The 25,715-nt window shown below is 62.9% G+C and carries 30 protein-coding genes and 1 tRNA gene; 4 read left to right on the top strand and 27 right to left on the bottom strand.

Going from position 1 to position 25,715, the window contains the following annotated elements; translation table 11 throughout:
* Positions 1 to 31: 31 nt before the first annotated feature.
* Genes K5X80_RS16560 through K5X80_RS16520 form a run of 9 tightly spaced genes read right to left on the bottom strand, consistent with a single transcriptional unit; the run spans position 32 to position 8,647 of the window.
* Positions 32 to 547: a GNAT family N-acetyltransferase gene (locus tag K5X80_RS16560; protein WP_222558797.1), complete on the bottom strand. Its 516-nt coding sequence runs from the start codon at positions 545 to 547 to the stop codon at positions 32 to 34.
* 2 nt (positions 548 to 549) lie between these two features.
* Complete coding sequence (gene bla / locus K5X80_RS16555; protein WP_222558796.1) at positions 550 to 1,446, bottom strand: class A beta-lactamase; 897 nt, start codon at positions 1,444 to 1,446, stop codon at positions 550 to 552.
* 9 nt (positions 1,447 to 1,455) lie between these two features.
* A complete protein-coding gene (locus K5X80_RS16550; RefSeq protein ID WP_222558795.1) occupies positions 1,456 to 2,373 on the bottom strand; it encodes an RDD family protein in 918 nt (305 codons plus the stop codon).
* 2 nt (positions 2,374 to 2,375) lie between these two features.
* Positions 2,376 to 3,440, bottom strand: a complete 1,065-nt coding sequence (locus K5X80_RS16545) for a stage II sporulation protein M (RefSeq protein WP_222558794.1) — start codon at positions 3,438 to 3,440, stop codon at positions 2,376 to 2,378.
* A 22-nt stretch (positions 3,441 to 3,462) separates the two neighbouring features.
* Positions 3,463 to 4,782, bottom strand: a complete 1,320-nt coding sequence (locus tag K5X80_RS16540) for a DUF58 domain-containing protein (RefSeq protein ID WP_222558793.1) — start codon at positions 4,780 to 4,782, stop codon at positions 3,463 to 3,465.
* Positions 4,783 to 4,801: 19 nt separating this feature from the next.
* Positions 4,802 to 5,764, bottom strand: a complete 963-nt coding sequence (locus K5X80_RS16535) for an AAA family ATPase (RefSeq protein ID WP_283249192.1) — start codon at positions 5,762 to 5,764, stop codon at positions 4,802 to 4,804.
* Positions 5,761 to 7,041, bottom strand: coding sequence for a hypothetical protein (locus K5X80_RS16530; RefSeq protein WP_222558792.1), 1,281 nt, complete (start codon positions 7,039 to 7,041; stop codon positions 5,761 to 5,763). The genes K5X80_RS16535 and K5X80_RS16530 overlap by 4 nt, the downstream gene beginning before the upstream one ends.
* On the bottom strand, positions 7,038 to 7,706 hold the full coding sequence (locus K5X80_RS16525; protein WP_222558791.1) for a hypothetical protein: 669 nt from the start codon (positions 7,704 to 7,706) through the stop codon (positions 7,038 to 7,040). The genes K5X80_RS16530 and K5X80_RS16525 overlap by 4 nt, the downstream gene beginning before the upstream one ends.
* A gap of 47 nt (positions 7,707 to 7,753) precedes the next feature.
* Positions 7,754 to 8,647: a prephenate dehydratase gene (locus K5X80_RS16520; protein WP_283249191.1), complete on the bottom strand. Its 894-nt coding sequence runs from the start codon at positions 8,645 to 8,647 to the stop codon at positions 7,754 to 7,756.
* 106 nt (positions 8,648 to 8,753) lie between these two features.
* Between K5X80_RS16520 and K5X80_RS16515 the strand changes: the two genes are divergently transcribed.
* A complete protein-coding gene (locus K5X80_RS16515; RefSeq protein ID WP_222558790.1) occupies positions 8,754 to 9,443 on the top strand; it encodes a c-type cytochrome in 690 nt (229 codons plus the stop codon).
* Positions 9,444 to 10,043: 600 nt separating this feature from the next.
* Here K5X80_RS16515 and K5X80_RS16510 read toward each other — a convergent pair.
* The gene (locus K5X80_RS16510; protein ID WP_222558789.1) at positions 10,044 to 10,709 is read right to left on the bottom strand and encodes an RlmE family RNA methyltransferase; all 666 of its coding nucleotides are present in this window, start codon (positions 10,707 to 10,709) and stop codon (positions 10,044 to 10,046) included.
* Positions 10,706 to 11,911 carry a Ppx/GppA phosphatase family protein gene (locus tag K5X80_RS16505; protein WP_222558788.1) on the bottom strand — a complete coding sequence of 402 codons (1,206 nt, stop codon included), beginning with the start codon at positions 11,909 to 11,911 and terminating at the stop codon, positions 10,706 to 10,708. Before K5X80_RS16505 ends, K5X80_RS16510 begins: the two co-directional genes overlap by 4 nt.
* 202 nt (positions 11,912 to 12,113) lie before the next feature.
* Between K5X80_RS16505 and K5X80_RS16500 the strand changes: the two genes are divergently transcribed.
* Positions 12,114 to 12,187: transfer RNA gene (locus K5X80_RS16500), tRNA-Gln, on the top strand.
* Positions 12,188 to 12,251: 64 nt separating this feature from the next.
* Entirely contained in the window at positions 12,252 to 12,659 is a 408-nt protein-coding gene (locus K5X80_RS16495; RefSeq protein ID WP_222558787.1) for a hypothetical protein, read from the top strand.
* A 126-nt stretch (positions 12,660 to 12,785) separates the two neighbouring features.
* Here the strand turns inward: K5X80_RS16495 and K5X80_RS16490 are convergent, their stop codons facing one another.
* Positions 12,786 to 13,034, bottom strand: a complete 249-nt coding sequence (locus K5X80_RS16490) for a hypothetical protein (RefSeq protein ID WP_222558786.1) — start codon at positions 13,032 to 13,034, stop codon at positions 12,786 to 12,788.
* Between the two features lie 25 nt (positions 13,035 to 13,059).
* On the bottom strand, positions 13,060 to 13,443 hold the full coding sequence (locus tag K5X80_RS16485; protein WP_261390725.1) for a helix-turn-helix domain-containing protein: 384 nt from the start codon (positions 13,441 to 13,443) through the stop codon (positions 13,060 to 13,062).
* Between the two features lie 696 nt (positions 13,444 to 14,139).
* On the opposite strand from K5X80_RS16485, the gene K5X80_RS16480 reads away from it, so the two are divergent.
* The gene (locus K5X80_RS16480) at positions 14,140 to 14,361 is read left to right on the top strand and encodes a hypothetical protein (RefSeq protein WP_222558784.1); all 222 of its coding nucleotides are present in this window, start codon (positions 14,140 to 14,142) and stop codon (positions 14,359 to 14,361) included.
* A gap of 149 nt (positions 14,362 to 14,510) precedes the next feature.
* On the opposite strand, the gene K5X80_RS16475 is transcribed toward K5X80_RS16480, so the two are convergent.
* From K5X80_RS16475 to K5X80_RS16410, 14 genes are all read right to left on the bottom strand, one after another.
* The gene (locus tag K5X80_RS16475; RefSeq protein WP_222558783.1) at positions 14,511 to 15,356 is read right to left on the bottom strand and encodes a hypothetical protein; all 846 of its coding nucleotides are present in this window, start codon (positions 15,354 to 15,356) and stop codon (positions 14,511 to 14,513) included.
* A 64-nt stretch (positions 15,357 to 15,420) separates the two neighbouring features.
* Positions 15,421 to 15,732 (bottom strand): HNH endonuclease, encoded by a 312-nt coding sequence (locus tag K5X80_RS16470; RefSeq protein ID WP_222558782.1) that lies wholly within the window; start codon positions 15,730 to 15,732, stop codon positions 15,421 to 15,423.
* Between the two features lie 6 nt (positions 15,733 to 15,738).
* Positions 15,739 to 16,065, bottom strand: a complete 327-nt coding sequence (locus tag K5X80_RS16465) for a hypothetical protein (RefSeq protein WP_222558781.1) — start codon at positions 16,063 to 16,065, stop codon at positions 15,739 to 15,741.
* 4 nt (positions 16,066 to 16,069) lie between these two features.
* Entirely contained in the window at positions 16,070 to 16,588 is a 519-nt protein-coding gene (locus K5X80_RS16460) for an HK97-gp10 family putative phage morphogenesis protein (RefSeq protein ID WP_222558780.1), read from the bottom strand.
* Entirely contained in the window at positions 16,585 to 20,190 is a 3,606-nt protein-coding gene (locus K5X80_RS16455; protein ID WP_222558779.1) for a hypothetical protein, read from the bottom strand. The genes K5X80_RS16460 and K5X80_RS16455 overlap by 4 nt, the downstream gene beginning before the upstream one ends.
* A gap of 3 nt (positions 20,191 to 20,193) precedes the next feature.
* On the bottom strand, positions 20,194 to 20,481 hold the full coding sequence (locus K5X80_RS16450) for a hypothetical protein (RefSeq protein ID WP_222558778.1): 288 nt from the start codon (positions 20,479 to 20,481) through the stop codon (positions 20,194 to 20,196).
* Entirely contained in the window at positions 20,465 to 20,716 is a 252-nt protein-coding gene (locus tag K5X80_RS16445; protein WP_222558777.1) for a hypothetical protein, read from the bottom strand. The genes K5X80_RS16450 and K5X80_RS16445 overlap by 17 nt, the downstream gene beginning before the upstream one ends.
* On the bottom strand, positions 20,713 to 22,260 hold the full coding sequence (locus tag K5X80_RS16440) for a phage portal protein (protein WP_222558776.1): 1,548 nt from the start codon (positions 22,258 to 22,260) through the stop codon (positions 20,713 to 20,715). Before K5X80_RS16440 ends, K5X80_RS16445 begins: the two co-directional genes overlap by 4 nt.
* 147 nt (positions 22,261 to 22,407) lie before the next feature.
* A complete protein-coding gene (locus K5X80_RS16435) occupies positions 22,408 to 23,088 on the bottom strand; it encodes an HK97 family phage prohead protease (RefSeq protein WP_222558775.1) in 681 nt (226 codons plus the stop codon).
* A gap of 94 nt (positions 23,089 to 23,182) precedes the next feature.
* The gene (locus tag K5X80_RS16430) at positions 23,183 to 23,434 is read right to left on the bottom strand and encodes a hypothetical protein (protein WP_222558774.1); all 252 of its coding nucleotides are present in this window, start codon (positions 23,432 to 23,434) and stop codon (positions 23,183 to 23,185) included.
* Positions 23,435 to 23,651: 217 nt separating this feature from the next.
* Positions 23,652 to 24,485 carry a hypothetical protein gene (locus K5X80_RS16425; protein ID WP_222558773.1) on the bottom strand — a complete coding sequence of 278 codons (834 nt, stop codon included), beginning with the start codon at positions 24,483 to 24,485 and terminating at the stop codon, positions 23,652 to 23,654.
* Positions 24,486 to 24,491: 6 nt separating this feature from the next.
* Positions 24,492 to 24,959: a hypothetical protein gene (locus tag K5X80_RS16420; RefSeq protein WP_222558772.1), complete on the bottom strand. Its 468-nt coding sequence runs from the start codon at positions 24,957 to 24,959 to the stop codon at positions 24,492 to 24,494.
* Positions 24,952 to 25,182, bottom strand: coding sequence for a hypothetical protein (locus K5X80_RS16415; protein WP_222558771.1), 231 nt, complete (start codon positions 25,180 to 25,182; stop codon positions 24,952 to 24,954). The genes K5X80_RS16420 and K5X80_RS16415 overlap by 8 nt, the downstream gene beginning before the upstream one ends.
* Before the next feature lie 281 nt (positions 25,183 to 25,463).
* Positions 25,464 to 25,649 (bottom strand): helix-turn-helix domain-containing protein, encoded by a 186-nt coding sequence (locus tag K5X80_RS16410; RefSeq protein ID WP_222558770.1) that lies wholly within the window; start codon positions 25,647 to 25,649, stop codon positions 25,464 to 25,466.
* Positions 25,650 to 25,715: the final 66 nt, after the last annotated feature.

Raw genomic sequence — 25,715 nt, 5'->3', positions numbered from 1 at the left:
TCGGGCCCGCCGGACAATGACCGAAACGGAATCAGAGCATCCGGGCGTAAAGCAGGTCGTGATCGCGATGGTTGCCCACCATGAAAACGACATCGGCCACTTTCGTGAAGCCGTAGCGGGCATAGAAACGCTGCGCGCCGAAATTCTCGCTCCACACGGAAAGGTGGACTTCATCGCCCCCTTCGGCCCGGAATTGGGCCATCGCCCAATCCATCAGCAGGGCGCCGATGCCTTGCCCGGTCCGTTCGGGATCGGTGTAGAGCTGTTTCAGTTCCATCGGCACGCGGCCGCGGACATGATCGGGAAACCCGGTGTCCAGCGCGATCTTGCAATAGCCGCCGAGCTGCCCGGCTTCGTCCACGGCCAGACAGTAGCGCCGCTGCGGATCGGCCAGTTCGGCGGCGATGGCCGCTTCGGAGAATGCCTCCTGCAGAAATGCGGTCAGGTCTTCCGGCTGGTAGAGATGGCCGAACTTGCTGATAAAAGATGTGCGCGCAAACCTGGCCAGCGCCGGAATATCCGCGGCATCGGGGACACGAAGAATCATGGTCAGGCGCGCCGGGCCCAGTCGGCGGCGACGGCGCCCAGATCGGCCAGCACTTTCTCCGCCGCCGGGTCTGTCGGTTCGATGATCCGGGAAGGGCGGAAATAGCCGGTGACGACGATGGTCCGGCCCGAAGGGGGCACGAACCAGCCGATATCGACATAAGTGGCGTTGGTGGGATTGACGCCGGTGCCCGTCTTGTCGCCCGCGCGCCACCCGGCGGGAAGCCCGGCGCGCAGACGCCTGCTGCCCGTCTGCACTTCCATCGTCCAGCGTTCCAGCGTGTCGCGCGCCGCTTCGCCCAGAACTTTGCCGGTCAGCAGCCGGGCGAGCGTCTGGGCCATGGCGATGGGCGTGGTGGTATCGCGCAGTTCGCCTTTCGGCACATCGTTCAGTTCGGGCTCGTACCGGTCGAGACGGCTGACATCGTCGCCCAGCTTGCGCCAGAACCCGGTGAGCGCTTCGGTTCCGCCGAAGCGGCGCAGCAGGAGATTGGCGGCGGCATTGTCGCTGGTGACGAGCGTGGCCTGCGCCAGTTCGCCGATCGTCATGCTACCCGTGGCAAGCCGTTCGCTGGTGACGGGGGAGTGATGCAGCAGGTCCGCCTCGCCATAGGCGATCGGTTCGGTCAGCGAGAGTTCCCCCCGTTCCTGCAGGCTGAGCGCCAGCGCGGCGAGCGAGAGCTTGAAAGAGGAACAATGGGCGAAGCGTTCCTCTTCCCGCCAGCCGATGCCCTGCCCGCTGGCGGTGTCCAGCAGATAGGCCCCGAGCGTGCCGCCCGCCGCCCGTTCGATGTCGCGCAGCCGCTGGCGCCAATCGAGATCGTCTTCCACCCGCATGCATGCGGACAGGCCCAGCGCGGCAAGGCTGAGCATGGCGTTGCGGCGGTTTATCTCGATCATGTCAGTGCCTCAGGAATTCTTGTCGGCCTTGCGTTTGCCGAAGCGCATGTCGCGCTCCAGCCGGGCCCGCAACTGCGTGTAGTAGGCTTCGAGGAAAGCGCGTTCGTCCCCTTGTCCTGCGCTCCATCCGATCTTGGCGCAAATGGTTTCGGCCACGGTCACGATGGATTCGGGCTGATTGTCGCGCAGGACGCGTTCCAGCGTCTGCAATTCGTATTCCCCGTAAACGGACAGTTCCGCTTCGCCGAAATGGTATTTCGCCCCTGTCGCCTGCGAGGTTCCGCGCGCGGCTTCGCTGACCGACATGGTCTGCGCCAGCCTTCGCCGGGGTGCTTCCACCACCCAGGTTCCGGCGATCAGATCGCCCGCGCGCAGCGTGTCCTTGTTGAAGAAGGGGAACAGCATGAAAACGGCGAACCACGCCGCCGCCGCCATCCCCGCCAGCCCGCTGTCGCCGCTCTGCGCCCCGGCGATCATCACCAGCGGCAGGAACAGTTCGATATCGCGCAGCAGATTGCGCGCGATCACCGCCTCCGCCGTCAGCCGCCCGCCATCGCGCGCCGCGATGCGGATGCCCAGCATCCGCTTGCCCCAGGTCGCCCCGCGCGGGCCGATCTCGAAATAGAGGAAATAGGCATAGCGGAACACGAACATCGCGATGAGCCAGACCACCGCGAGGAATTCCAGCGACTGAAACGCGGATTCCGGGTCGCTCACCCGGTCCAGCCCGATAACCCCGAACGCGAGGTAGAGCAGGAAGCCTGTCAGCACGATCAGGATCACGTTGATGATGATGTAGTCGATCATCAACGCGCCGAAGCGGGCGCCGCGCCCGGCCACGGTCAGTGACAGGCTCAGCCCTTCGGGCGTGATCAGTTCGCGCCGCCGCCGGGCCTGCGCCGCGAGATAGGAGGAAGCGGTGGCCATGGTCAGCTCTCACCGCGCGCGGGGGGCAGGCGGCGGCCAACCAGCAGGAAGTAGGCCAGCCACACCGCCAGCATGAAACCGCCGATGATGAAGCGGCTGCCGGTATCGGTGACCAGTTGGCGGGCGAACCCTTCGAGCACGGCGGCGATCATCAGCATGATGATGACCCCGCTCATCACCTGCGCGGCGCGGCGCCCGCTTTCAGCCGCGGCCGAAAGGATGGAGCGGTTGCCGGGAAAGGCCATGGAACGGCCGATATGGATGCCCGCGCCGCCGGCCAGCAGAATCGCGAACAGTTCGGTCGTGCCGTGGACGGACAGCCAGGCGATAAAATCCACCAGCAGCCCGGCATCGTGATAGAGCCACAGCATCGCGCCGAGCAGCGCCATATTGTGGATCAGCAGCAAGATCGACGGCACGCCGAACGCGAAGCCGAGCGAAAAGGCGAGAATCGACACCTGTGCGTTGTTGCTGAACAGATAGGCCGCGAAGGCCGACAGGCCACTGGCCCCCTCCGGCTTGTCGAACAGGGTGCCGCGCAGCGCCTCGACCGAAGCGCCGGGTGCGCGTTCGCCGCCGTATTCGCCCGGCACCAGCGCGTGATACCACTGGACATCCGATGAGACGAGCAGCCAGCCGACGATCGTACCGGCGATCATCGCGGCCAGCGCGATCAGGATATCGGGGCCGATGGCGCGCACGCTGGCGCTCCACCCGCCGCCGAGGAACCGGCGCAGCCAGCCGAGGAAGCTGGTGCGCGGGCCATAGACCTGGAACCAGGCGCGTTGCACCAGCCCTTCGAGATAGGCCAGCGTGGCTGCATCCAGCGTGGTTTCGCGGGCGACGGCCAGACTGGACGCGGCCGTGCGATAAAGCGCGGGCAGAGCGATCACGTCATCGTCGGACAGTTTGCGCAGGCGGCCCGATTCCATCCGCGACACGATGGTTTCCAGCCGTTTCCAGTCGCCTTCGCGTTCCAGCCGGAACCGGTCGGACCGCAAGGCGGCGGCTGCGATATCGGGCGGGGATTCGACCGTTTTGCGGCCAAAACGCGGGATCAGCGCCATGAGTCTTGGCTCCTGTCAGAAGTCATCCGATAATCCCCGCGCGCTTGATGGCGAGATAGCGGTCGATCAGGCGATAGCCGATCTTGTCCCACGGCGCTTCGATCACATCGACCCCCAACTGGCGCAGCCGTTGCAGGACCAGCGCACGCTGCCGGGCCAAGGTATCGGCGCTGACCGCTTCGGCCAGCCTGGCGAGATCGGCCGGATCGGCCGCCGCCATCGCATCGAGTTCCGCATCGTCCATAGTGACGAACAGCACCACGTGGCGCTGGACCAGGCGGCTGACGCTTTCGATCATCAGTTCGGCGCTGGTGGGATCGGAAAAGTCGGAAAACAGCACGATCATCGAACGCCGTTCGAGCCGGGCGGACAAGGTGGCCAGCGCCAGTGTGAAATTGGGCTCCTGCGCGTGATAGTCCAGCCCTGCCGCCGCGCTCTGCAACCGATGGAAGGCCCGCGCATCGGTGACGAACGGGGTCATCAGTTCCACCTGCCGGGCGAACCCGAACAGCGCGACGCGATCCCCGCCTTTGAGCGCGACATAGGATGCGGTCAGCGCGGCGGACACCGCCCGGTCGATCCGGGGCAGGCCGTCGATCGGTTCGCACATCGCCTGCCCGCAATCGAAGGCGAAGACGATGGGATTGTTGCGTTCGCTTTCGAATTCGCGGGCGAACAGCCGGGTCTGCCGGGCGCTGGTCTTCCAGTCGATGCGCCGCCGGTCCATGCCCGGTTCGTATTCGGCCAGCGATTCGAACTGGCTGCCTTCGCCGCGGATGCGCCGGGCGATCAGGCCGAACTGCGCATCGCGCAGGAACACCTGCAACGCGGGCGAGCGCACGGGGGAAAGATCGGGCCATATCCGCACCTGATCGCCCAGTTCGCGGCTTATCTGCTGGCTGGCGAGGCCAAGCGGCCCGGGCCAGCGCAGCCACAGCCGTTCGACCGCGCCCGTGCCCCGGCGGCTGGGGATCACTTGGGCCACCCCGCGCCAACGCTCGCCGGAAACACCGTCATTCAGCGCGAGATCGGCCCGCCCGCCTGTGGCAAGGCGCGGATCACATTGGATGGAAGCTTGCGGCGCCCCGCCGCCTCGCCGCCCGGCGATTTCGGCCAGCACGGTGATCGGCAGAGGCTCGCCCACTTCGGCATCGGCGGGCACGGTGAGCGTGATATCCCGCAGGCGGCCGGCCATCAGCCCGTCGAGCAGAACGAGGATGAGCAGCGCCATGCCTGCCGCGGGCACCAGCACCCATGCGCCGGGCGCCGCCGCCGCGACGACCAGCGCGAGCGGCGCGGCGAGGGCCGCGAGCGTGGCGGTGCGGGCGGTGGGAACGATCATGACGCGGTGCAGGCCAGTCTCAGCGCGGCGCTTCGGTGCGTTCGATCAGTTCGGCGACCAGCACTTCGATCTGCTTGCCTTCGATTTCGGCCGCGGGCGACAGCAGCAGGCGATGGCGCAGCACGGCGGTGGCCAGCGCTTTCACGTCATCGGGCAGGACATAGTCGCGCCCTTGCAGCGCGGCGCGGCTGCGCGCGGCATTGGCCAGCATCACCGCCGCGCGGGGGCTGGCCCCGCTGGCCAGATCGGCGCTTTCGCGGGTGGCGCGCACCAGCCGAACGACATAATCGATGATATCCGGGGCGATGGTCACGGCTTTCACCGCCTGCACCGCATCGGCCAGCGCGGCGGCGTTGGTCACCGGGCCGACGCCGAAATCCTCGGGCCGGGCAGGCCCGCCATGTTCGCCGAACCGCGCGACGATGGCGGCTTCCTCCTCCGCGCTGGGATAGGGCACCAGCAGTTTGAACAGGAACCGGTCGAGCTGCGCTTCGGGCAGGGGATAGACGCCCTGATTCTCGATCGGGTTTTCCGTCGCCACCACCAGGAAGCGTTCGGGCAGGGCATGGCGTTCGCCGTCCAGCGTGACGCTGCGTTCCTGCATCGCTTCGAGCAGCGCGGCCTGTGTCTTGGGCGGGGTGCGGTTGATTTCGTCGGCCAGCAGCAGTTCGCAGAAGATCGGCCCGCGCGTCAGCGTGAACTGGCTGGTCTGGAAATTGAACAGGTTGGAACCGAGGATATCGCCCGGCAGCAGATCGGGGGTGAACTGGATACGGCCGTAATCCAGCCCCAGCGTGCGGGCGAAGCATTGGGCGATGAACGTCTTGGCCACGCCCGGCGGGCCTTCGAGCAGGATATGGCCGTGGCTGACCAGTGCGATCAGCAGATGGTCCAGCACATCCTGCTGGCCGATCACAGCCTTGCCCACTTCCGCGCGAATGGCATCGGTGAGCCCGCGCAGCTCATCAAGAGTCATGGTCATTTGCCGAGCATCCTTTCAATCTGTTTGAGCGCTTCGGCAGCGCGCAGCAATTCGTGTTCCTTGCGCGCCTGGCCGAGCTTTCCGGTCATCGCTGAGAAGGGGGCAGGGGTGCCGCCCCGCGCGGCCAGCGCGGTTTCGATCCGGCTGTCCATCGCGGCGCTGTCTTCCTGCCAGGTGAGGCCGAGCGCACGGGCGATCCGCCTGCGCATCAACTGGGCGTAGGGTGGGCCTAGCAAATTGAGGCGCCCGGTGCGGCGGATGAATCCGGCGGAATTGCGCACCAGTTGCCGCTTGCCGAACGCGATCGCACGGCTTTCCGCCAGCGGTGGGCCGAACCGGCGCAGCGCCCGCCAGCCGACCACGATGGCGGCAATGATCAGGCACAGGGTCGCCGCTAGGAACGGCGGCGTGACCGCCAGCGTCAGCAGATTCATCGAACGGCCCAGCCCGTTCTGCGTCAGATCGAACGCGACCGTGGGCGGGGCATCGTGGAGCGCGGCGTCAATCAGCCGCGTGGCCATCAGGGCATTGGGGCGATGGGCCATGCCGTAATTGTCGAGCAGGTCGGGCTCGAACACGAAAATCACGGGATAGAGCCCTTCGTCATCCCCGCCGAGCGCGGGATCGAACCCGGCCAGTTCGTTGAGCGCGGGATAACGCCCGTCGTCGGCCAGATACCCTGCGAGAATGCGCGCGCCATCGCCATCGGTGACAAGCGGCACCAGATTGTCTGCGGCGCCCGACTGGACGGACCGGTGCGCCGGCAGAGCGCTCTCCTGCCCCGCGCCGCGCCAGAGGCGGATATCGTCCATGCGGAGCGTGATTTCGTCGGCAAAGCCCGGCCATGACGGGGGCTTGGGGCTATGGAGTTCGACCCAGCCCGGTTTGACGTTCTTGCGATCCTTGCCCACTGGCAGGGCCTGCCATTTGGGCACGACGATGAGAGTCGGCCCGATATAGCGGCGGCCGTTGACGATTTCGGCCAGGTCTTCCGGCTTGGCTTCGTGCGGCGGGGTGAGCACGAGCAGGCCGCCGCTGCGCAGTTGCCCTTCGTTGCGGACCAGTGTGGTCGCATTGCCGTTCAGTTCCGCCAGTTTCACCAGTGCGGCGAAGCCGTTGAGCCCCTTGCCCGCGCCGTGGCCGCCGCCGTTGTTGGTGTTCGCGCCCGTTTCATCGATGCCGATGAAATAGAGCGTGAGCACGAATGCCAGCGCGCCGAACAGCAGGAGGCCGAGCACGGTGCGCGGCGTAAAGGGGCTGGCGCTGCGGGCGTTCATCGCGCGATGCTCCCGTCCAGCCGGGCGCCGTCGATCCGGGCCAGCGCGAAATCGGCATAGGCGGCGCGGGCCGCGTGCCAATCTTCCGCTTCCAGCTTGCGCAGGGCGAACAGGCTGCGTTCCACGCGCTCGGCAATCGTGCCGAATGCCGCGCGCGCCCGCTCGGGCAGGCTGGGCAGCGCGGCGATTTCCCGCGCGGTGCTGGACGGTTCGAGCCAATCGGGCCGCGCCGCGCGAATCTGGCCGACGCTGCGAATCAGCAGCAGGTGCGTCGCTTCGTCGAAGCGCCCGGCGGCGGCCAGCGCATCGGCATCTTCCAGCAGGGCCAGTGCCTCGTCATGATCGGGCGTCCATTCGGGGGCCTCGTTCCGGCCTCTGGGGCGCCAGTCCAGCAATGGCTTGAGCAGATGCCAGGCGACCAGCGCGAGGCACAGCACCGCAATCCCGATCAGCACCCATTTCAGGACAGGCCAGTTCATCGCCAGCCATCGGCCGACGGGGCCGAGCCAGTCCCCCAGCCATTCGCCAAGGCTTTTCAGCCATTCGGGCACCTCGGGCTGCTTGGGCGCCGCCGCAGGCGGGGGCGGGGCGAACTGGATGCTGGGGTCCGCGCGTATCGCTTCCCAGTGTTTCGCAGCTTGCGTGGCGTTGGATCCCGTCGTCACGTCTGGCGTCGTGGCATGGCTGGCCAACCCTTGCAACCCAATCGCGCTTACCCGCGCGCGCGGGCTTGCGGGTAAGAGCCGAGAATGCGCAGTTCCTTGCTATGAAAGGCCAATTCTTCCACCGCGCGGTCCAGCGCCGGATCGCCCGGCGCGCCGACGATATCGGCGTAGAACATCGTCGCCGAAAAGCTGGCGCCCTTCTGGTAGCTTTCCAGCTTGGTCATGTTGACGCCGTTGGTCGCAAAGCCGCCGAGCGCCTTGTAAAGCGCGGCCGGGATGTTCTTCACTTCGAAAACGAACGTCGTCATCGCCGGTTTGCCCGCCAGGCTGGCCGGGTCGAGCGGTTCGCGCGCCAGCACGACGAATCGGGTGGTGTTGTCCTGCGCGTCGGCGATTTCCTGCTCCGCGATGGTCAGGCCATAGAGTTCGGCGGCGATGCTCGGCGCGATGGCGCAGGCGCGGGGATCGCCCATTTCCTTCACCAGCGCGGCCGCGCCCGCCGTGTCGGCATAGGCCATCGGGATGATATTGCGTTCGCGCAGGTATCGCCGCGTCTGGCCCAGCGCCTGCGGATGGCTGTAGGCGGCTTCGAACGGGCCGGTGCCCAGCCCCATCACGGCATAGGAAATCGGCAGGAAATATTCGCCGATGATCGACAGCCCGCTTTCCGGGAGGAGGAAGTGGATATCCGCCACCCGGCCGTGCTGCGAATTCTCGATCGGGATGATCGCCGATCCGGCCTGGCCGGTCTTTACCGCGTCAAGCGCATCTTCGAATGCGAAGCAGGGCAGAGGCAGGCAATCGGGATCGAAATCGAGCGCGGCACGATGTGAATTGGCGCCCGGCGCGCCCTGAAATGCGATGGTCCGCGCGGGGTCGGCGGCTGCGGCTGCGGTCATCTGTTCGACCAGGATCGTGGCCGGTTCGGGGAAGTTGTGCATGATGCGTGCGCTAGGCGTTGTGCACGCAATCCGCAATGGGCCTTGCGAATAGCGTTTGCGGCCACTAGAGCGTCGGCAGAAAATTCTAATGTGCAGGGCCTTGGGGATGGAAGACCGTTTCAATACAATCGCAGGCTGGACGCTTTTTGCCGGTGTTGTCGCACTGGGTTTTTCCAGTGTTAGCGCGAAATACTTTGAAGCCGACAAGCATCATCCCCCGCACAAGATGGGTTATGAAATCGAAGGCGTCGAATCGGAAGGCGACGCTGAAGAAGGGCCCTCGTTCAACACGCTTCTGGCCACGGCCGATGTCGCCAACGGTGAAAAGCTGTTCGGCAAATGCGTGTCGTGCCACACGATCACCCCGGGCGGCCCCAACGGGATCGGCCCGAATCTCCACGGTGTCATCGGTGAAGAGATCGGCAAAGGTGTGGGCGGTTTCGCGTTTTCCAGCGCGCTTTCCGGGCATGGCGGCAAGTGGACGTTCGACGAACTGGATGCTTGGCTGAAAAGCCCCAAGGCTTACGCGCCCGGCACGAAGATGAGCTTCGCCGGTCTGAGCAAGACGAAGGATCGCGCCGATCTGATCGCCTATCTCAACACGCAGGGTTCCAATCTGCCCTTGCCGAAAGCTGACGCCGCACCCGCCGAAGGCGATGCCGCCGCGGCTCCGGCCGAAGGGGCGGAAGCGGCTGCGGATGGCAAGCCCGCCGAAGGCGCAGCGCCTGCGGCCGATGCTGCTGCTCCGGCAGCCGGCGACAAGGCGGCCGCCCCGGCAGCGGCCCCGGCGCACTGACGACACCGCGCGCCGGCCCCCGCGAAAGGGCTGGCGTTTCTCTCTGACCGCAACCGGGCTGGCGCGCCGACCCCGCTTGCCACGCGCATCCTCCATGCTGCTGCGTGCGTCACGCTGTTCGCGTGACCGGTGGCGCGCGCCGGGCCGGTTGACGCAGAACGGCCCGAAAGTGCGCGTGCGGCCGCTCATCGCCGCGCGCTCCGGCCATCCGCGCGCAAGGCCCCGGCCATAAAGCGAACCCAGCCGCAACAGCGCGGTATTGTCGGCTTTGCGGCCATCCCCGGGCCGGCGCCCGCGCGTCATGCGTGCTCGCCCCGCCCATTGCAAGCAGGCACGGGCAGGCTGCTGGAGTGTGACTTTTCGCGCCGGTATCCTGTTACCGTTCGCTTCTGTCGGCATGGCCGTGCGCATGGCGCGATCCATCCGGGCCACCCTGCCGAGGGATGCCGTTGTCCCGGACCTGTTACCCGCCTGTGGGCCGGGTGAAGGGGTTCTGCGCTGCGCCATCGGGCGGATCAGGGCAGATTTCGCGCGTGTAGGAAAGGTGTTTGTAAGGCGGCCCTTCCTTCCGGATGGAGGAAGCGCCCCAAGGCATCCCCCTTATCCGCGCCCCTTGAAGCCTTGCGCGATAACGTACCATTCGGACGAATCCTTGCGGCTGGCGGGCGGTTTGGCATGCTTGATGCTGGTGAAATGGCGTTTGAGCAGAGCGAGCAGGTCGGTGTCCGTGCCGCCCGCCAGCACTTTGGCGACGAACGCTCCGCCCGGCGTGAGCGTCTGGATCGCGAAATCGGCGGCCGTTTCCACCAGTCCCATGGTCCGCAGGTGATCGGTCTGCTTGTGGCCCACGGTGTTGGCCGCCATGTCCGACAGGACGAGATCGGGCGGCCCGTCGAGCGCCGATTCCAGTGCGGCGGGCGCTTCGTCGGCCATGAAATCCATCTGGAAGATCGTCACCCCTTCGATCGGCTCTGTGGGCAGCAGGTCTATACCGACGATGGCGGCGCGCGGCGCGCGCTTGCGCACCACCTGGCTCCAGCCGCCGGGGGCAATGCCGAGATCGACCACCCGCGTGGCCGATTTGAGCAGCCCGAACCGGTCGTCCAGTTCGGCCAGCTTGTAGGCCGCGCGGCTGCGGTATCCGTCAGCCTTGGCCTGCCGAACATAGGGGTCGTTGAGCTGCCGGGTCAGCCAGCGGGCGGACGACTGGGTGCGTTTCTTGCCCGTGCGCAGCTTCTTGTCGGGGTCCTTGCCCGAACGGCTCATGTGCGGTTCCCCCGTCGTGGTTTGCGCGCCGCGCTGTTGCGGCCGCGTTCGAGCCGCCTGTCAGAGGCGATCAGGCTGCGCAAGATGCCTTCGCGGATGCCGCGGTCGGCCACGCCCAGCCGGTCGGCGGGCCAGATATCGAGAATGGCTTCGAGAATGGCGCAGCCGGCAATGACCAGATCGGATCGTTCGCGCCCGATACAGGGCAGTTCGCGCCGTTCGTCCGGGGTCATGGCGGAAAGGCGCTGGCTGATCGTGCGCATCGAATCGGCGGGCACGATCAGCCCGTCCACCGCCTTGCGGTCATACTGCGGCAGTTCGAGATGGAGGCTGGCCAGCGTCGTCACCGTGCCGCTGGTGCCCAGAAGGCGCAGGCCGGGCGACCGGGCGGATGCGATTCGCTGCGCGAATGCGGCGAAGCTGTCCGAAACGAGCTGGCGCATCCGGGCGTAGCGGATCATCCGGTCTTTCAGGCTGCGCCCTTCGTCCGCGCAGGTTTCGGTCAGCGATACCACGCCCCACGGCACGCTTTGCCAGTCGAGAATGCGCGGGATGCCTTCGCCCGGCTCGATCAGCACCAGTTCGGTCGATCCGCCGCCGATGTCGAAAATCATCGCCGGCCCGTCGCCGTCTTCCAGCAGGAGATGGCACCCCAGCACCGCCAGCCGCGCCTCATCCTGCGCGGAAATGATATCCAGCACGATACCCGTTTCACGCTTGACCCGTTCGATGAACTCGTTGCCATTTTCCGCCCGGCGGCAGGCTTCGGTGGCGACCGACCAGGCGAGGCGCACATTGCGCCGTTTCAGCTTTTCGGCGCAGATGCGCAGCGCGCCCAGCGTGCGGTTCATCGCCGCTTCGCTGAGGCGGCCAGTCTGGGCCAGGCCTTCGCCCAGCCTGACAACGCGGCTGAACGCATCGATGACGGTGAAATTCTGCCCGGCGGGGCGGGCGATCAACAGGCGGCAGTTGTTGGTGCCAAGGTCCAGCGCGGCATAGGCCTGCCGCTGGGAAGAAACGCCACTGGTACTCGCATCCCAACCGGCCGGATGGGGGACACGGGACGACTTGGCCTTACCGGGCGGACGGGCTTCCGACCGGACCTGGGGGGCCTGCTGCGTGCGCTTGCTTCGCGCCGCTGCGTTGCGTCCCTTGTCCGCCCTCGCTTCGTTCTGCCGCTCCGGCGGAGAGGATTCCGCCATAACTACTGATCTTTCTTATGCTTATGCCCGCACAACCCACGGGTACTTGGCGGCGATGCTACAGGCGGCAGGGAAATCCGGCAAGGGGGCGCTGGCGGCCGGTCTTCCCGGCGCGCGATTCCGGTGTGGGAAATCCGGCAGGGAAAGCGCTCACGCCCCCTTGACCGCACGGCCCGCCCGGCTTAGAGGCGCGCCCACGCAATGCCCCGTCGTCTAAAGGTAAGACTACGGACTCTGACTCCGTCAATCGAGGTTCGAATCCTCGCGGGGCATCCAGCTTTTTCTCAATAAAATCAGTGCGCTATGGCAACGGCTTCGGCCGAAACTGTGTTGCGCATCCATGCATCTCTATCCCGCCGAATCCCGTGGTTTTCCGAGCGCTCCGGCTGCTCCGTGCAACATGGATGCAACATGGGAAGGGGCTTTGATGGTCTGGTGCGCTGGCCGCCCAACATGGCAAGATGCTCCCGATTTGGACCATGCCTGGAAGGAGCGAATCGTGCCTGTAGTCGTCGAGTTTTATGAAGCAGATGACATTGGCCAGCTTATTGATGCCGTCGAGATGGCCGCTGCTCCCCAGATTGGCGCTTTGATCGTTTTTACCCGGGATGGAGACCGACAAGCTCCTTTGGAGGTCGTTTCCGTCACGCACATGGTTGATGCGAAAACAGAGCAGATGAGCATTCACGTGAAGGAGAGTGGTGTCAGGTGTGGGTTGCGCAGGCTTGGTGGTGTCAACGACGCCTAGTCGTCAGCCGTTCCAGCGTGAAAGGGCAAATTGATTGATATGTTGTCCATACCTTGAGCCTTGAATATCTCTGCAATCACGTTGGCCGCATTTGCCGCGATGCAGTGCGGAGTGGCGCGCTTTACCCTAAGGCTTGGTGCCCTTAAGCGGACCAACGACAAGCCAATCGGGCGCGACAGCTTCCGCGTCATCGTCTGGGCCTAGCGCGCGGGTTTCGAACGAAACATTCATCAGCCCCGTATCGGGATTGGTGCCAATCCTCCCAGGGCTCACCGCAAGGCGATAGCCAACGGGATATGCAGTGAGCCCGTCGAGGGCGGTCTGCGGTATTTGGGCAATGATCGCTTCGGCCCACTCCTTCTCGGAAATTGCCATCAATCTTCCTCCATCGCTGTATCGATCAGTTATAATCGCTCTGAATTCTTGGGACGTCCACGTCTACATGCGTAAAGCCCTGAAGCCTGAATAGGTCAGCAAGCTTGTGGGCTGAAGCAAGCGTTCTGGCGTGAAAGAACCAAAGTTCGTTGTCACGGTCCAACCCAGAAACGGAGAACAGATCCTTGCTGGCCTCATTGACCCTTTCCGCATCGACTTCCGGGGCGCTCTTGCGAAGTGCAAATTGCACCCACAACTGCGAAGCGGCCAAGGCGGTGCGCTTCTCGATGGCCTTTTCGCCGCGTTCCATCATGCCAATGAAATTGCCGCTCAGGCCCAGCGCTTCCCCGAGTTCGGCAAGCGTCAACTTCATGCCCTTGCGGATGCGCCGTAGTTCTGCACCTTGCATCGCCACCGGATAACCCCTATTCTTGAGGACCGGACCCTGTCCCGCTTCTTTCGGCGGTTCCAAGGCCCGGTTCTAAGTTAGAAGCAGATTACGAATTGGACCTCGATCTGCTTCCATTTGAACCGAAGTACTAGAGCTATCATGGCTCTTTTCCTTCGATTGTCACCGGGGCGAATTCCCCGCTGACAAGTTTTTATAACTGAGTGATGATTCCGCTGCAAGCGAAATCGTAATCACTCAGTTATTTTTTGCTGTTTTCCTATCAGGGTGAGCACCACCCCTGCGTCGCAGAATTCTGCGGGCGACAGGGCCGAAAGGGGCCATTTCGTGACCACCCTCTACCCTCATCCATAATGAGCGTCGCACAGCGTCCGCCCCGCAAACTGATCAGGTGGCTATGGCGACAAATGCCACTATGGCGATGGCGAAGACCGATGCTCCGATCCATGCGATCAAAAGCGTCGCAAACGTGTCACCGCGTAGAGGTTTGGTCATGGTAAGCCCCCCGGCTCGTTTCATCTGCACGTCCAGGTCAGGATAGCATTGTGAAAGCAGTGCAGCGTGGCCAGGATCAATGCCTTTCAGGAGGCCGTTTCGACGGTCCCTTTTTTCGTGCTATGCCCCGCACATGGCAGATCAGAAAACGCAACTCGACAGGCTCAAGAGGGTAGCGAAGCCTAAGCCCGAGCAGCCGGAGTGAAAGCACAGCTTATACTGCTGGCCATCACGCTCGTTGCATTGGCTTTACCGGCATTCGGTCTAAAATCCGGTAAGCTGCCAGACTTCGGCTATGTCGGGGCCGAAATCGACCGTGAACGACGCCCTCGGGCCTTCTGGTTCTTGTTTTCCGTATATAGCTTTATGGCGGGCGCTTTGGTCGCCTGCTTCATCGGCAGGGCAACTGGCCTCATTCCATAGTCTGTTGCCAGGATCAGCGCAGGTTTGCGCCTTATGCTGAACATAGACCGTTTGCAGTTGATGGGCGTGGGCGGCCTTCGGAAAATAATGAGGGCGTCCAGACCGGGCCCGGCACTGGAAGAATTTACCAGTGCCGAGGTAAGTTAGGTTTACGCCCTATCGTGATCGCTAGGGAGAGAAGGATATTCGTGATGCATCAGGCCTGCTAACAGGGGCTGGGCTACCAAATCCTCCTCTCGCAACGACCTTCCAATCGGAATGAAAGCAATAAAGTTGCGCCGATCCATATGCCCCAATGTCCATACACGCCAGCTACACTGCAAGGCTTCGATATCGGCCGCCTTGTAGAACACAGCGGCCATAGCGATGATGTCCGCGCCGAGATGACCTGCAAGAAATTCCTTCACTATCAGGTCTGGTGGCATAAACGTTTCCCAGAACGGGACCGTTCCTACCGCCTTAGGGGCGAGGCAGTGATTGTCCGGCGCCCCGTAAGCACTCTTCCACATCTCGATCAACTCCGACATGCGGGTGCGAAATGCCAAAGGGGTTTCGTCTACTCTTTGGCATAACAGTGCGGTCTTCGTGCTGACGCCAGTGGCCAAGGTCGGCCCTACGTTCTCGAAATGAAAGTCGAACTTCATGTGTAGCCCATCATGGTATGGGCCGCTGAAATGTGGAGTTAGATCCAACGTGATCCAAGGGCGGTGGGCTCTGCGCGTCAGGTCATTTCCTTCCAACACCGCATTTGTGGCTTTAGCTGTATCCTGTACGGCGGTTCTTGTCAGTTGAACCTGCTTCAATATTAGAAAGGTGCCAATTGCTGTGATGATAACTGAAGCCACCGCGGCAAGGAACATCGGCATAGCCCAGCCTGCCAAGGTTTCCTGAGCGCGAAGATCACGCTCCTTGTATTCGTCCGGTTGGACTATGGAGACGTGAAGGCGTTGCCCTTCGATTTTTCCCTGCTCTCTATCGTTGCTCTGATTTGCCATCGGTTCCCCTTCACCAACGCGGCAGCACGCGGTGACAACGTGCAATTCGCGTAACCCTGCCAGCCTAGCCCTCAATTGGCCAGCCAGTCACATCGAACTGCTTGCGGGGCCGGTATGTCCGGCCCTGCGCCTCTGCTGCCTCTCGCTGAGTTTTCTCCGCGTGATGCTCAGCACAAATCACTTGCAAATTACCCGGATCGTCCGTGCCACCCTTGGCTTTGGGCTTGATGTGGTCGACGTGGTTGCCGGTCTTCACTCGGCCCTTGCGCCGACACTCCTGACACAGGTGCTTGTCGCGGGTCAGGATGTTCTTGCGCAGCTTGCCCCATCGGTGATCATACCCACGCTTGTGTCGAGATGTACGGGACCAGGCCATAGCCGATCAATCCAACATTGGATCGATTATCCGTGCGATGCGCAGCGGTTTGGCTTTTGCTCTGGCAATTGCGTTTGAGGCCCATTCCACCTTGGCGCGGACTTCGGGGCGATCAAGGTTGCGAAGGGCCTTTGCCGCTTTATCGAACTGCCTATGAATGTGGCGCAGTTCGGCCCGGGTGTACCGGAATTCATGAGAGCACGCAGGGCATACGATAGTGGTGATCGGGGCCAGGCCGATCAGGTCGAGTCTGAAAGAGTGCTCACATTGTCTACAGGATGGCCTGATGACATTGTAAAGAAGGCTGTCCAAATGAGGGGTGGGCTGATCCATCGTGCTATTCCTCGTCGTCTGTGGTGTCTGGAGCGGTGGGCATGCCCTTGCTGAGCCATGCCGCCAGCGATGCGCGAACAGCGTCCGCCGCTTCGCTCCCCTTGCTGTCCAGCGCTGGGCGCATGAACGGGCGCGGGGCGAAGCCGGGATGCAGGATTGTGCCGGTGACGAACTCGCCGCCGATCTTCATCGCGTCGCCGGAACCGCTGTGGACCTGCTCGCCCTTCTTTGCCCCGGCGCGAATGAAGTGGGCCGTCACCCCATATTCGATGAATCGGCCAATGAATGCGTGCTCGCCCTTAAGGCGGACCCGCCCGATTGTGACATTGCCTCGCGTGCTCACGGTCGTCTTGATGGATGCTGCGAGCTTGCCGCTGTGCCTCCTGACGGTCTGGCGGGCCTCATCGCGTAGGACGTTCACGCCCTGCCTGACGGCCCGTTTGGCGGCATTCTGCTGCACACGTAGCGGGAACTGCTGCAGGGCGCGGCTGAGCGCGTCCATGTTCTTGATGCGGATGCTCATGCTTCGACCTTATCGAGGGCACCGCCTTTTACGTTGACATCGAGGGTCACGCCGTCTTCGCTGAACCGCCCGAGGGTGCGCCGCATATCCAGGAACTCCCTGCGCATGGCGTCGATAGCTTCCTTCATCGACGAGAAGCCCGATTTCAGATTTTCCGATGTTTGCTGATCGCTGGCGGGCGAGGGCGCCGGTGAGGGAGCCGCCGTCGCCTGATTGTGCGCGATCAGCTTGTTCAGCGCGTCCTCGAACGACTGGAGGTTTTCGTCGATGGAAATCAGGCTTTCCGCCTGCGATTTCATCAGCGCCAATTGCTGTTCGGCCTCGCTGGCGGCATTGTCGGCAAAGCGGATGGCCTGATCTACGCCGTTGGCCACCAACGCCTGCGCGCGCTTGTATTCCAGCATCGATTTCGCGCTGTTCTTCGCCACGTCGAGGAAGTCGCGCCCAATGTTCGGCAGATCGCCCATGGCTTTCTTGTCGCCGGTCGCGGCAAGCGCCTGCGTCTGTATCCATTTGGCCAGCGCCTGCGTGTAGGACATGGCCCCGCCATCGGCGGCATAGATCGATCGGCGGAATTCCTTAAGCGTGTCGCCCAAGCCCTTCATCTCGTCGATGGTGCTCCGAAGGCCGTCGCTTTCCCGGTTGTAGGCGTCGGCAAGGTCCTGCGTGAGCCAGATGCGCTGTTGCATCGCCTTGTTGTCGTCCAGCGTCGAACGCAGTTCCTCGGCACGCTGAGCGGCCTTCGCCGCCTCCGCGTTGCCCTGCGCTTCCAGCAACTGGATTTGCAGCGCCCGCTTCGTCGCCAGATCGGTTTCGGCGTAAATCTGCTTTTGGATCGCCTGTTCAGCCGCGTTCAACTGGATCAGTTCGGCCTCGCGGGTCTTTGCCAGCGCCTGCGACGCCTTGCCCTGCAACAGCAGCAGCTCGGCCTCTTTCTCAAGCTGCGCCGCGCGCCGGGCGTTGGCTTCCTCTGCATAGCGCTGCCGGATCGCGGCTTCCTGCTGCTTCTGGTAGGCGTCGACCTTGGCCTGTTCTTCGGGCGTGGCATTGGCTTCCGCCAGCAGCGCACGGATGCTGGTGAACCGTTTCGCCAACTGCTCCAGTTCATAGCCCATCGGATCGGCCGCCTGCGCGATCTCGGCAAAGATGCCCTGCAACTGCGCGGCCTTCGAAAGCTGTTCCTCGAAATCGCCACTGGCCTGCAAGAGGTTCAGAACTGACTGGTTGATGCCGCTGATCGCGCCTTTCTGCACGGCCATCTGGATCGCGTAGGCAATCGCTGCCGCGCTATCCTCACCGAAGTCCTTGGCTCCCGCGCTGACTTTCAGGCTCTTGCCATTCGGGTTGACCCGATATTTGCCGTCGCGAATGCCGATGGCGATACTGCCAAACTCGCCAGCCACACCGCCAAGCTGCTCCGCAATGCTGTTCAAGCCTTTGATGACCGCGTTGGCCGCGTCGTTCACCGGGCCTTCGTACTTGCCGCTGTTGCTGCGGTAGCGAATGTTGGCGTCGCCTACGCCAGAGATATCAGCCCGGCCCCATTTCGTCGATTTGAACACGCTGCCAACAATGCCACCGAGCATTCCGCCGATGATACCGCCAGCGATTGAGCCGAGAGGCCCCGCAAAGCTGCCCAGCGCGCCGAGAAACTTCGTGCCCAATGCCTGCCCGGCAGCGCCGCCAAGCATAGAGCCGATCTGGCCGCTGGTGCCTTGATTTCCGAGCACTGCGTTGGCGGCGAGCGTGCCAGTCGCAGCGCCCTTGAGCATCACCGCAAGATCGTCACCGAACGAGCCGAGCACTTTGCGCAACTCGTCACCGATGGTGACGGCCACCTTCTCGCCGTTGACGATTTCCGTCTTGCCGGTTCCCATGCGCAAGAGCGCGCCGATAGGCCCGCGTAGGGCACCATCGTTCCCGGTCACGAAACCGAGAATGCCGCCCAACACGCCAGCCACACCGCCGATGTCCTGCAACAACGAAATCATCTCGCGCAGTTCGTTGTTCAGCCGCTCGGCCGCGTCGCGTTCCTCCTCGACCTGCTCGACCCTGTCGCCCATCTGGATTTTGAGCCCATAAATGGTTTCAAGGATCGGGATTTGCGCGCGCAGTTCGTCGGCCAGCTTCTTGTTCCCAGCCGCCTCCGCAATCGCCGCGCCGATGGATTTCTCCCGAATGGCTGCTTCCCGCTCCATCCGCAGGAGGTTCTTATCGCGTGCCCAGCCCACATCCTCCAGCACCTGAACTTCGCGTTCAAGCTGGGCCAGTTCCTTGTTCAGGTCGCCGGTGGCGGCGCGGGCCTGCTTCGTTTGCTCCCGCTGCTCTTGCAGCTTGATCGCCTCCTCACGGACCTTGTTCAGTTCGATGATCTTCTGTTTCTGCGCGTCAGTCTTGGCCGCGTCGAGTTCGCGCGACACCTGCAATTGCCGCAAGGCCTTCTCGTCCAGGCCGATCCGCGCGATCTCGTCTTGAAGCGATGCGATGAAACTATCGGTGGATTTGATCTGCTGGTCATATGCACGCTTGGCTTCCGCCAGCGCCGCATTGTGGGCACGGGTCGCGGCGGACGCTTCCCGCGTCTTGCCTGTCTTCTTCTCCGCCGATTTGGCCGCCTTTTCCTGCGCGGCGGCCAGCTTGACGTTCATATCCTCCGCAAGCGCAACCACACTTTCCCGCTCAAGGATCTCCTGCTTGAGTGCGAGCCGTTCTTTCCGCAAAGCATTGGTTGTCAGACTCCCGAGCAAGTCGTTATCGCTCTGGTATCTGGTGTTTTTTGACTTCCCTCTGCCCGCTGAAAGCTGATTTTCGACTGCAAGCAGACGCGAACGCTTATCATTTAGTTCGCCCTGCGCGGTGGCGAGCTTGATGGCGTTCTCCGTCCCGGCCAGTTCTCGCGCGGCCTGCGCGGCAGAGCGATAGCTGTCAGCAGCAGCGTCAGCGGCGTTCTTGCTCTCGAACAGCTTGGCAATGAATGGGGTCAACACCATTGTCGCAGTGGTCAACACCATGCCCCACGGGCCACCGAGGAAGCCGATCAGGCCTTTGCTGCTGCCGGTCATCAATTGGAGGGCCTGAACGACCTGTCCGCCCTGACTGGCAAAAATCTGCATCTTGCTCGCACCGAGCATCCACATTGTGGCCGCATCGTTCAATTGCATCGACAATTGCTGCATCCCGGCGCGCTGCGCGCCGTTCGCGGCATTCACCTGCTGCCCCGCCACGCGATTGCGCTGTAGCGCCAAGGTCTGTTCATCGAGCTTCTGCTCGGCAAATTCCACCGCCTGCGCATATTGGCGCTGGTCGATCATCCCTGTCGCCAGCATGGCGTTCGCGTTCTTCAATTCCTGCGCATATCGTCGCTGCGCTGGCGCAAGCGGATCGAGCCGATCTTTCAGCGCCTGCGCTTCCCGGCGCAAGCGGGCCATAGATACCCCGGCTTCAGCAACCGCATGATCGGCGGCGGACATGCCCTGCGAAATATTGGCCCCGGTCGATTTCATGATCCGTTCGGCCTCCTGTGCACCTTTCACAAGGTCTTGCAGGTCCATGATCATTTTGATCTGAAGATCCATGTCACGGCCAGCCTTGATGCCTGCCATGGTTCAGACCTCCCCAGAGTCCGGCTGTATTGGGACGCTGATTGCCACAAGAGCTTCCAGCCACAGCTTGCGATGCAGAGCGCGCCGGGCTTCTGTCCGGCTTCCCTTTACCTCGGCCACGAACGCTTCAATCTCGGCTTCGCTGTGGCCCGCCTGCACCATCCGCCTGGTGCCATTCGCAATGGTCTCGGCATCGATCTTCCCGATGGCGAGGTCATAGGCGCGAAGGCCTGCGAGTACGATATGGTCCGCCTGGACCAAGGTACCGAGCAGATCAGTGTGAGAGGGCATGGGCATCTCCATCCAGCGGGATACCCGCCTTCGTCAGTTGGTTTGCGACCATGCGGCCGATTTCGGCACGCTGTTCGGCTAGGCTGGACTTGCAGTTGGCGATGTGAGCTTTGATTTCGTTCCGGCTGAACCCTTGCGCCCTCAGATCGGCGCAAATGGCTTGCTCCTGCTGCATGGCAAGTTCGTCGAATTCGGCCAGTGCACGAGCCGTCATGGCTTCAAGGATTGTGGTCATCGGGTCGTGTCCTTCCCGTCACGGCCCTTCTTAACCGCAAGCTGCCAATGATCTGGGGATTCACCCGGGGTTTCGGTGGTCTGCCGCTTGCAGTGCCACATGCTTCCGCCGCGTGTCACAAATTGGCCCCGTTCATATTTTCTGCCCTGTTCGTAAACGCCTTGATAAAGAAACGCCTGCTCCAACTCGGTCTCTTCCGATTGGGCCGCCTTAGATTGCAGGTCTCCAACCAGCCGCAGGAGGGCCTTCACGACATCGTCAGTCGCGTTGGAGCGCACCGACGCATCTTTGGCGAACGGGTCGTCGCGCGCGTCACGCTTGGCGAGCGCTTCCAGCGAATAATTCTGCTGCTGCAAGTAAGGCGTGTCGCCGCCGCGCTTCGGTTTTAGATCCAGATCGGCGCGTGCCTCATCCGGAGCCATGATGCCGCCGTTCACGCCATCCCTCAGAACCTGCATCTGCGTGACGCTGTCCATGCGCAGCAGGTTCTTTGTGTCGAATTCGGTGCCAAGGCGCTCGCCCGTGCCCAGCCCGTCATCAAGGCAAACCTCGGCTGCTTCGATGTGCGATTGAAGGCACTGACTGTAGTACTCGACATTCAGCGCCTGAATGTTGTTGTAGGTCGGCATGGTGCCCACACCGATCTTGTACGGCGGCATGTGGAAGGTCGAGCACACGACCTCGGCGGTCCACTTCAATTGCTCGATCAGCTGCGCGTCGACCGGACTGATATTGAGCGCCTTGTACTCCATGCCGTCACCGAGCACGGCGATCTTGCCAGCGTTCTGCCCCGTGTAGTTCGCTTCCCAATAGGCCTTGAGACGATCCGCGTTTGCCTGATCTATATTGCCGGGAGCGATCAGCAGTCCGCCCGGCTGCGAAGCGTTGGCGAACAGCGAAGCGCTGTTCTTCTGAATGTTCAGGCCCTGTGTCGCAGCCAGACCGCTTGCGAAAATGGGCGATATACCGACGAGGGGATGGAACAGACAATTAAACCGGTCGTGGATGATCTCATTCGCGGGCACCACGATCCGGGGTTCGGTCAATCCGGCAATGTTATCGCACTGGAGCGCATAGTAGACGTTGCCATCCGGGGCGACGAGGGGCTGAACCCGGTCCGGGTCGAGCACATGCAATTTCGTCACCACACGGCGGTTATCGCGCACCTTCAGGACATAAGTGTTCCCGCGCGACAGCTTCGACAGGATATAGTGTTCCCAGAACTGAATGCGGGTCTGATAGTCGTTCGGCTTACGCAAAACCGGTGAATACGCGGCATTTTCCGTTTCGGACCAGATGCCATCGCTGTCCTTGGCGACCAGCTTTACCCGCAACTTGGCGATGTCGTTGGCAATTAGCGTCATGCAGGCAAACACTGCATGAAAGGCGAGCACCGCCTGCTGATCGACGGTGACATTCTGCTGCCAGGCGCCTGCAAAGCTTTCACGCACAATGGGCCACCAGCCGCCCCGGTCATCGGGCGGGCTCAGAGGGACGCCGCGCGGGGACAAGGCGGCGGTCAATGTGCCTAGGAAGCTAGACATTCAGGCCCCTCCGAAGAATGGCCGCAACGGCTAGTGAGGCCGTGCCTCCCGCAAGCAAAGCCGCACCGGCTCCAGCAATGATAGCGGTACCAGCGACAATCAGCGCAAGCCCGAGAAGGCCCAACAGCGCGATGATGAGAACCGAACTCACAGCTTCACCTGCCGGTTAGCGTCAAGGCGCAAGTGCGTTCGGCGGGTACGAGCATCTTCAAGCACGGCCTGGACGTGATCGTCAGCGCTGAGTTTCACGGGCCGGGACGAGATTCCCAGACGTTTGCGGCGGGTGGAACGGAACTCCGCTTCCAGGAGCATGCGGCCCCGCAGTTTTTCAGCGGGTTGGAGCTTCACCACCCGATCTTTCGACTGCGCGGCTTTCAGGCCTGTCACACGGGCTTCCGGTTGAGCAGGAACGCTTACCGCAGACAGTTCCAGCCAGCGCCATGTCTTGAACCAGTATCCGCCAGTCGGCAGGCTCTCGATCTCAATCGGAGCAAAGCCAATGCTCACGCCGCGCCGAAGGCCCGCCTTGATGAGGGACCAACCTTTGTCGACCAGGTCGCGGGCCGCACCGGGCTCCGCAATCTTCGCGATGCGAGCCCGAAACTCGATGCCTGCCGGGGTCGCTTTGGCCCATTCCACCACGCCGATGTTTTGTCCGTGGTCATGATCCAACATGAAGGGAAGGGGGAGTTCGTCGATATTGACCGCCCCCATAGGTTCGACCACGTCGCCCACTAGATCGGGGGTCGGCGTTGATGCGATACCGGTGACAACGCGCTGGTCTTCGTCAATCGATTTGATGCTAAGATGCGAATAAGCCTTGTGCACACATGTCCTCCTGTCGCGCTTGCATTTTCGCGCTTTTCAGGAGGCGGACCAAGGTAGACGCGGGCACTTGCGGGCACACGCGGGCACTAAAAATTCACTCGTCTTTAGCGTTCTCGACCAACCACTGCGCCAGATCGGCCAGAGGATAGAACACCGTCCGCCCGCGCTTTACCACCCGCCAGCGGCGTTGCCCGGCCCGGTCGTTCGACAATGTCTTCTGCGCAAAGCCCAACAAGCGTGCAGCCGTGGGCTGCCGCACCATGTCATCGCCAGTCACCTTGGCGCCGATCTCACGGCAGACCGATTTCAAGGCGATGATCTGGGCCTGCACCATAGGGTCAGTCATGGGTGCCGATCCTTTGCAATCCTGAACTCTGAACTGTGGATGGGGAAATTACGGGACGGGGTCGGTCCTAGGCCGGGATGGCCGCAAACATTCATCCCACCCCCGGCTCGCGCGCGCGGGCGAGAAACTGTATTAGCGCTGACATGAAGGGCGAGGGGCGGTCCTAGGGCTGGCAGGCCCCCACTTTGAACCCACCCCCTCCGTGATGGCTCGCCTGTCATGTCCGCCGCCTGTCCCGTGCTGCCTGCTCTCGGTTGCGGCGGGCTTGCTCCTTCGCGATCCTCGCCAGCGCTTGCTCCCTCGGCATGGCCGCCAGACGCTCGGCTATCTCGCCACCGGCTGCGATCCGCGCGGCAAGCACTTCCTCAGGCGGGCCACTCCAATCCATGACCTTCATAGGTGCAGGACCGCTGCGGCCCAAAATGGCCGCCGCTACTGGGAGGGCTTGTTTAGGTTGCTGATCATCCCTCTTTCGGGGACCTAGGTATGGCTTACTTATAAGCGCTGACACGTCGTCAGCAGAGGAAATTGGGCCACCCACGCAATTCTGCGGTTCTGCACCTGCCGTTGCTGACACATCGTCAGCAGCAGAGACCGACCTTGCTGATACATCGTCAGCAGATTGGGGTGTTTCTGCTGACACGTCGTCAGCGTCGTTTTTTCGCCATGACAGGTACTCATTCGTCGCCGGGCGAACATATGGCGGGCTGCCGGTGTTTATGAACGTCAGCCGGTATTCGCGGGCGCGGCGCTGCTTCCAGAGACTTTCGGTGGCGATGTCGAGCAGGCCGTGCTCGATCAGCGCCGCGATGGCGCGGCTGATTCTGCCGAAGTTCGAATTACCCAAGGCTGCGGCAAGCTGGCGATGGCTGACCACCAGCTTGCCGTTGTTGTAACCATTGAACGTTGCCAGCATCTCGGTAAGCACTGCGCGCTCGAACACAGGTAGCGAGCGATATGCCTCACTCTTGTGGACCACGGTCGGCAAGCCGATAAACTTGCCTCCGCGCAGGTCCGCACGTTGGTCGGCCTGGAGCCGCTTTCTTGCCATGCTGGATCAGTCCTGCCCGGGGCCTCGGCGCAGCCGATAGTCGGTCACACCATGACGGGTGAACTTGTCGCACGCCTCGTCGCGGATACGGTCGCGGTGAGCCCGCATCGCATTCCGGTCATGCGTGATCACCATGGCGTCAGGCAGCGATTTGGTTTGATCGATGCCGTAGTCTGGTGCCCGGTCTTCATCTTCCTCCCGACCGTCATGCTCGCAGCCACCGGGATCAGCGATGGGGCATCCAAGTCCGCCGCTGGCACTTTCTGCCGCACAGGGCGAAAGGCTGAAATCGTCCTCGGCATCAGTTGCGTCCTCAAGGTCGGGATCGCCGTCGATGCCATCCAGCCGCCGCAGGATGATCTCTGCCGCTTCGGAACTGGCCTGCTGGAAGGCCACCAGAGCCCGCAGAATGATCTCAAGGTCGCCGCGTTCGATGAGCACGGCAGAGTTCGACAGGTGGGGAAGTTCACCCATGGCGCGCCTCCATCGCATCGAGGAAGCGCAGGACGCGGTATGCAACCGGTCGCGTGATGCGGCGCCCACGCCGAAGATCGAAGACAAACCGGGGGTCGCCAGTCGCTTGGCGACCAAAGCGGCTAGGCGGTGTGCTCGTCGCTGCCAGGCGCTTCTCGATAAAGGCCAGGATGGGGCCTGCATCAATGCAATCGGGGCGGGTATAGCGCGTTGAATCAATCATGACGCGCCTCCATCGTCTGGTCGTCAATGGGCCAGCCACGGCACATGCGAATGCCGCCTGCGAAACCGCGTGCCTCCTTGTGCGTGCCGAATAGCTGGGGAGGGTAGTCCTCCACAGGCGGAACGACAGCGACGAGATAAGCGCCACCGTCACGCGTTACGTGCACCGTGTGGCTCTCTGCCAAAAGGATTGGATTTTCCGGCCGGGTAGCGGTAGGAAGCTCAGTGTTGTAACCAGCAACATCCTGAGCCCCTGCGCCCTTGGCGTGGGGGTTCTTCGTTTCAGGCATTGTCCGAGCCCTCCGACGAGAAGGCGCGCTCAAGCTCGCTCTTGCGGAAGAACAGTGTTCCTGACTTGCGGATCGCAGGCAGTTCGCCCCGCTCCACCAGGTGATAAATCAAGCGGGGGGTGAGACCGCAGTACGCTGCCGCCGCCTTCGCTCCCCTGATCAGATCGTTACCGAGCATTCTGTTTACTCCTTCTTCATACTAAAACTAGTATTGGTGTTTCTATGCGTTCGGAACGTTCCGTGC

Origin of the sequence: Caenibius sp. WL, assembly GCF_019803445.1 — a bacterium.
Classification (GTDB): domain Bacteria; phylum Pseudomonadota; class Alphaproteobacteria; order Sphingomonadales; family Sphingomonadaceae; genus Caenibius.
The sequence above is the reverse complement of the archived record's forward strand: the minus strand, read 5'-3'. Positions and strand labels throughout refer to the sequence as shown.

Excerpts from the sequence above, each read along its gene's own strand:
- K5X80_RS16560 (WP_222558797.1), bottom strand. The coding sequence starts at position 547 with ATGATTCTTCGTGTCCCCGATGCCGCGGATATTCCGGCGCTGGCCAGG.
- bla (WP_222558796.1), bottom strand. The coding sequence starts at position 1,446 with ATGATCGAGATAAACCGCCGCAACGCCATGCTCAGCCTTGCCGCGCTG.
- K5X80_RS16550 (WP_222558795.1), bottom strand. The coding sequence starts at position 2,373 with ATGGCCACCGCTTCCTCCTATCTCGCGGCGCAGGCCCGGCGGCGGCGC.
- K5X80_RS16545 (WP_222558794.1), bottom strand. The coding sequence starts at position 3,440 with ATGGCGCTGATCCCGCGTTTTGGCCGCAAAACGGTCGAATCCCCGCCC.
- K5X80_RS16540 (WP_222558793.1), bottom strand. The coding sequence starts at position 4,782 with ATGATCGTTCCCACCGCCCGCACCGCCACGCTCGCGGCCCTCGCCGCG.
- K5X80_RS16535 (WP_283249192.1), bottom strand. The coding sequence starts at position 5,764 with ATGACCATGACTCTTGATGAGCTGCGCGGGCTCACCGATGCCATTCGC.
- K5X80_RS16530 (WP_222558792.1), bottom strand. The coding sequence starts at position 7,041 with ATGAACGCCCGCAGCGCCAGCCCCTTTACGCCGCGCACCGTGCTCGGC.
- K5X80_RS16520 (WP_283249191.1), bottom strand. The coding sequence starts at position 8,647 with ATGCACAACTTCCCCGAACCGGCCACGATCCTGGTCGAACAGATGACC.
- K5X80_RS16515 (WP_222558790.1), top strand. The coding sequence starts at position 8,754 with ATGGAAGACCGTTTCAATACAATCGCAGGCTGGACGCTTTTTGCCGGT.
- K5X80_RS16510 (WP_222558789.1), bottom strand. The coding sequence starts at position 10,709 with ATGAGCCGTTCGGGCAAGGACCCCGACAAGAAGCTGCGCACGGGCAAG.
- K5X80_RS16505 (WP_222558788.1), bottom strand. The coding sequence starts at position 11,911 with ATGGCGGAATCCTCTCCGCCGGAGCGGCAGAACGAAGCGAGGGCGGAC.
- K5X80_RS16495 (WP_222558787.1), top strand. The coding sequence starts at position 12,252 with ATGCATCTCTATCCCGCCGAATCCCGTGGTTTTCCGAGCGCTCCGGCT.
- K5X80_RS16490 (WP_222558786.1), bottom strand. The coding sequence starts at position 13,034 with ATGGCAATTTCCGAGAAGGAGTGGGCCGAAGCGATCATTGCCCAAATA.
- K5X80_RS16485 (WP_261390725.1), bottom strand. The coding sequence starts at position 13,443 with ATGCAAGGTGCAGAACTACGGCGCATCCGCAAGGGCATGAAGTTGACG.
- K5X80_RS16475 (WP_222558783.1), bottom strand. The coding sequence starts at position 15,356 with ATGGCAAATCAGAGCAACGATAGAGAGCAGGGAAAAATCGAAGGGCAA.
- K5X80_RS16470 (WP_222558782.1), bottom strand. The coding sequence starts at position 15,732 with ATGGCCTGGTCCCGTACATCTCGACACAAGCGTGGGTATGATCACCGA.
- K5X80_RS16465 (WP_222558781.1), bottom strand. The coding sequence starts at position 16,065 with ATGGATCAGCCCACCCCTCATTTGGACAGCCTTCTTTACAATGTCATC.
- K5X80_RS16460 (WP_222558780.1), bottom strand. The coding sequence starts at position 16,588 with ATGAGCATCCGCATCAAGAACATGGACGCGCTCAGCCGCGCCCTGCAG.
- K5X80_RS16455 (WP_222558779.1), bottom strand. The coding sequence starts at position 20,190 with ATGGCAGGCATCAAGGCTGGCCGTGACATGGATCTTCAGATCAAAATG.
- K5X80_RS16450 (WP_222558778.1), bottom strand. The coding sequence starts at position 20,481 with ATGCCCTCTCACACTGATCTGCTCGGTACCTTGGTCCAGGCGGACCAT.
- K5X80_RS16445 (WP_222558777.1), bottom strand. The coding sequence starts at position 20,716 with ATGACCACAATCCTTGAAGCCATGACGGCTCGTGCACTGGCCGAATTC.
- K5X80_RS16440 (WP_222558776.1), bottom strand. The coding sequence starts at position 22,260 with ATGTCTAGCTTCCTAGGCACATTGACCGCCGCCTTGTCCCCGCGCGGC.
- K5X80_RS16430 (WP_222558774.1), bottom strand. The coding sequence starts at position 23,434 with ATGACTGACCCTATGGTGCAGGCCCAGATCATCGCCTTGAAATCGGTC.
- K5X80_RS16425 (WP_222558773.1), bottom strand. The coding sequence starts at position 24,485 with ATGGCAAGAAAGCGGCTCCAGGCCGACCAACGTGCGGACCTGCGCGGA.
- K5X80_RS16420 (WP_222558772.1), bottom strand. The coding sequence starts at position 24,959 with ATGGGTGAACTTCCCCACCTGTCGAACTCTGCCGTGCTCATCGAACGC.
- K5X80_RS16415 (WP_222558771.1), bottom strand. The coding sequence starts at position 25,182 with ATGATTGATTCAACGCGCTATACCCGCCCCGATTGCATTGATGCAGGC.
- K5X80_RS16410 (WP_222558770.1), bottom strand. The coding sequence starts at position 25,649 with ATGCTCGGTAACGATCTGATCAGGGGAGCGAAGGCGGCGGCAGCGTAC.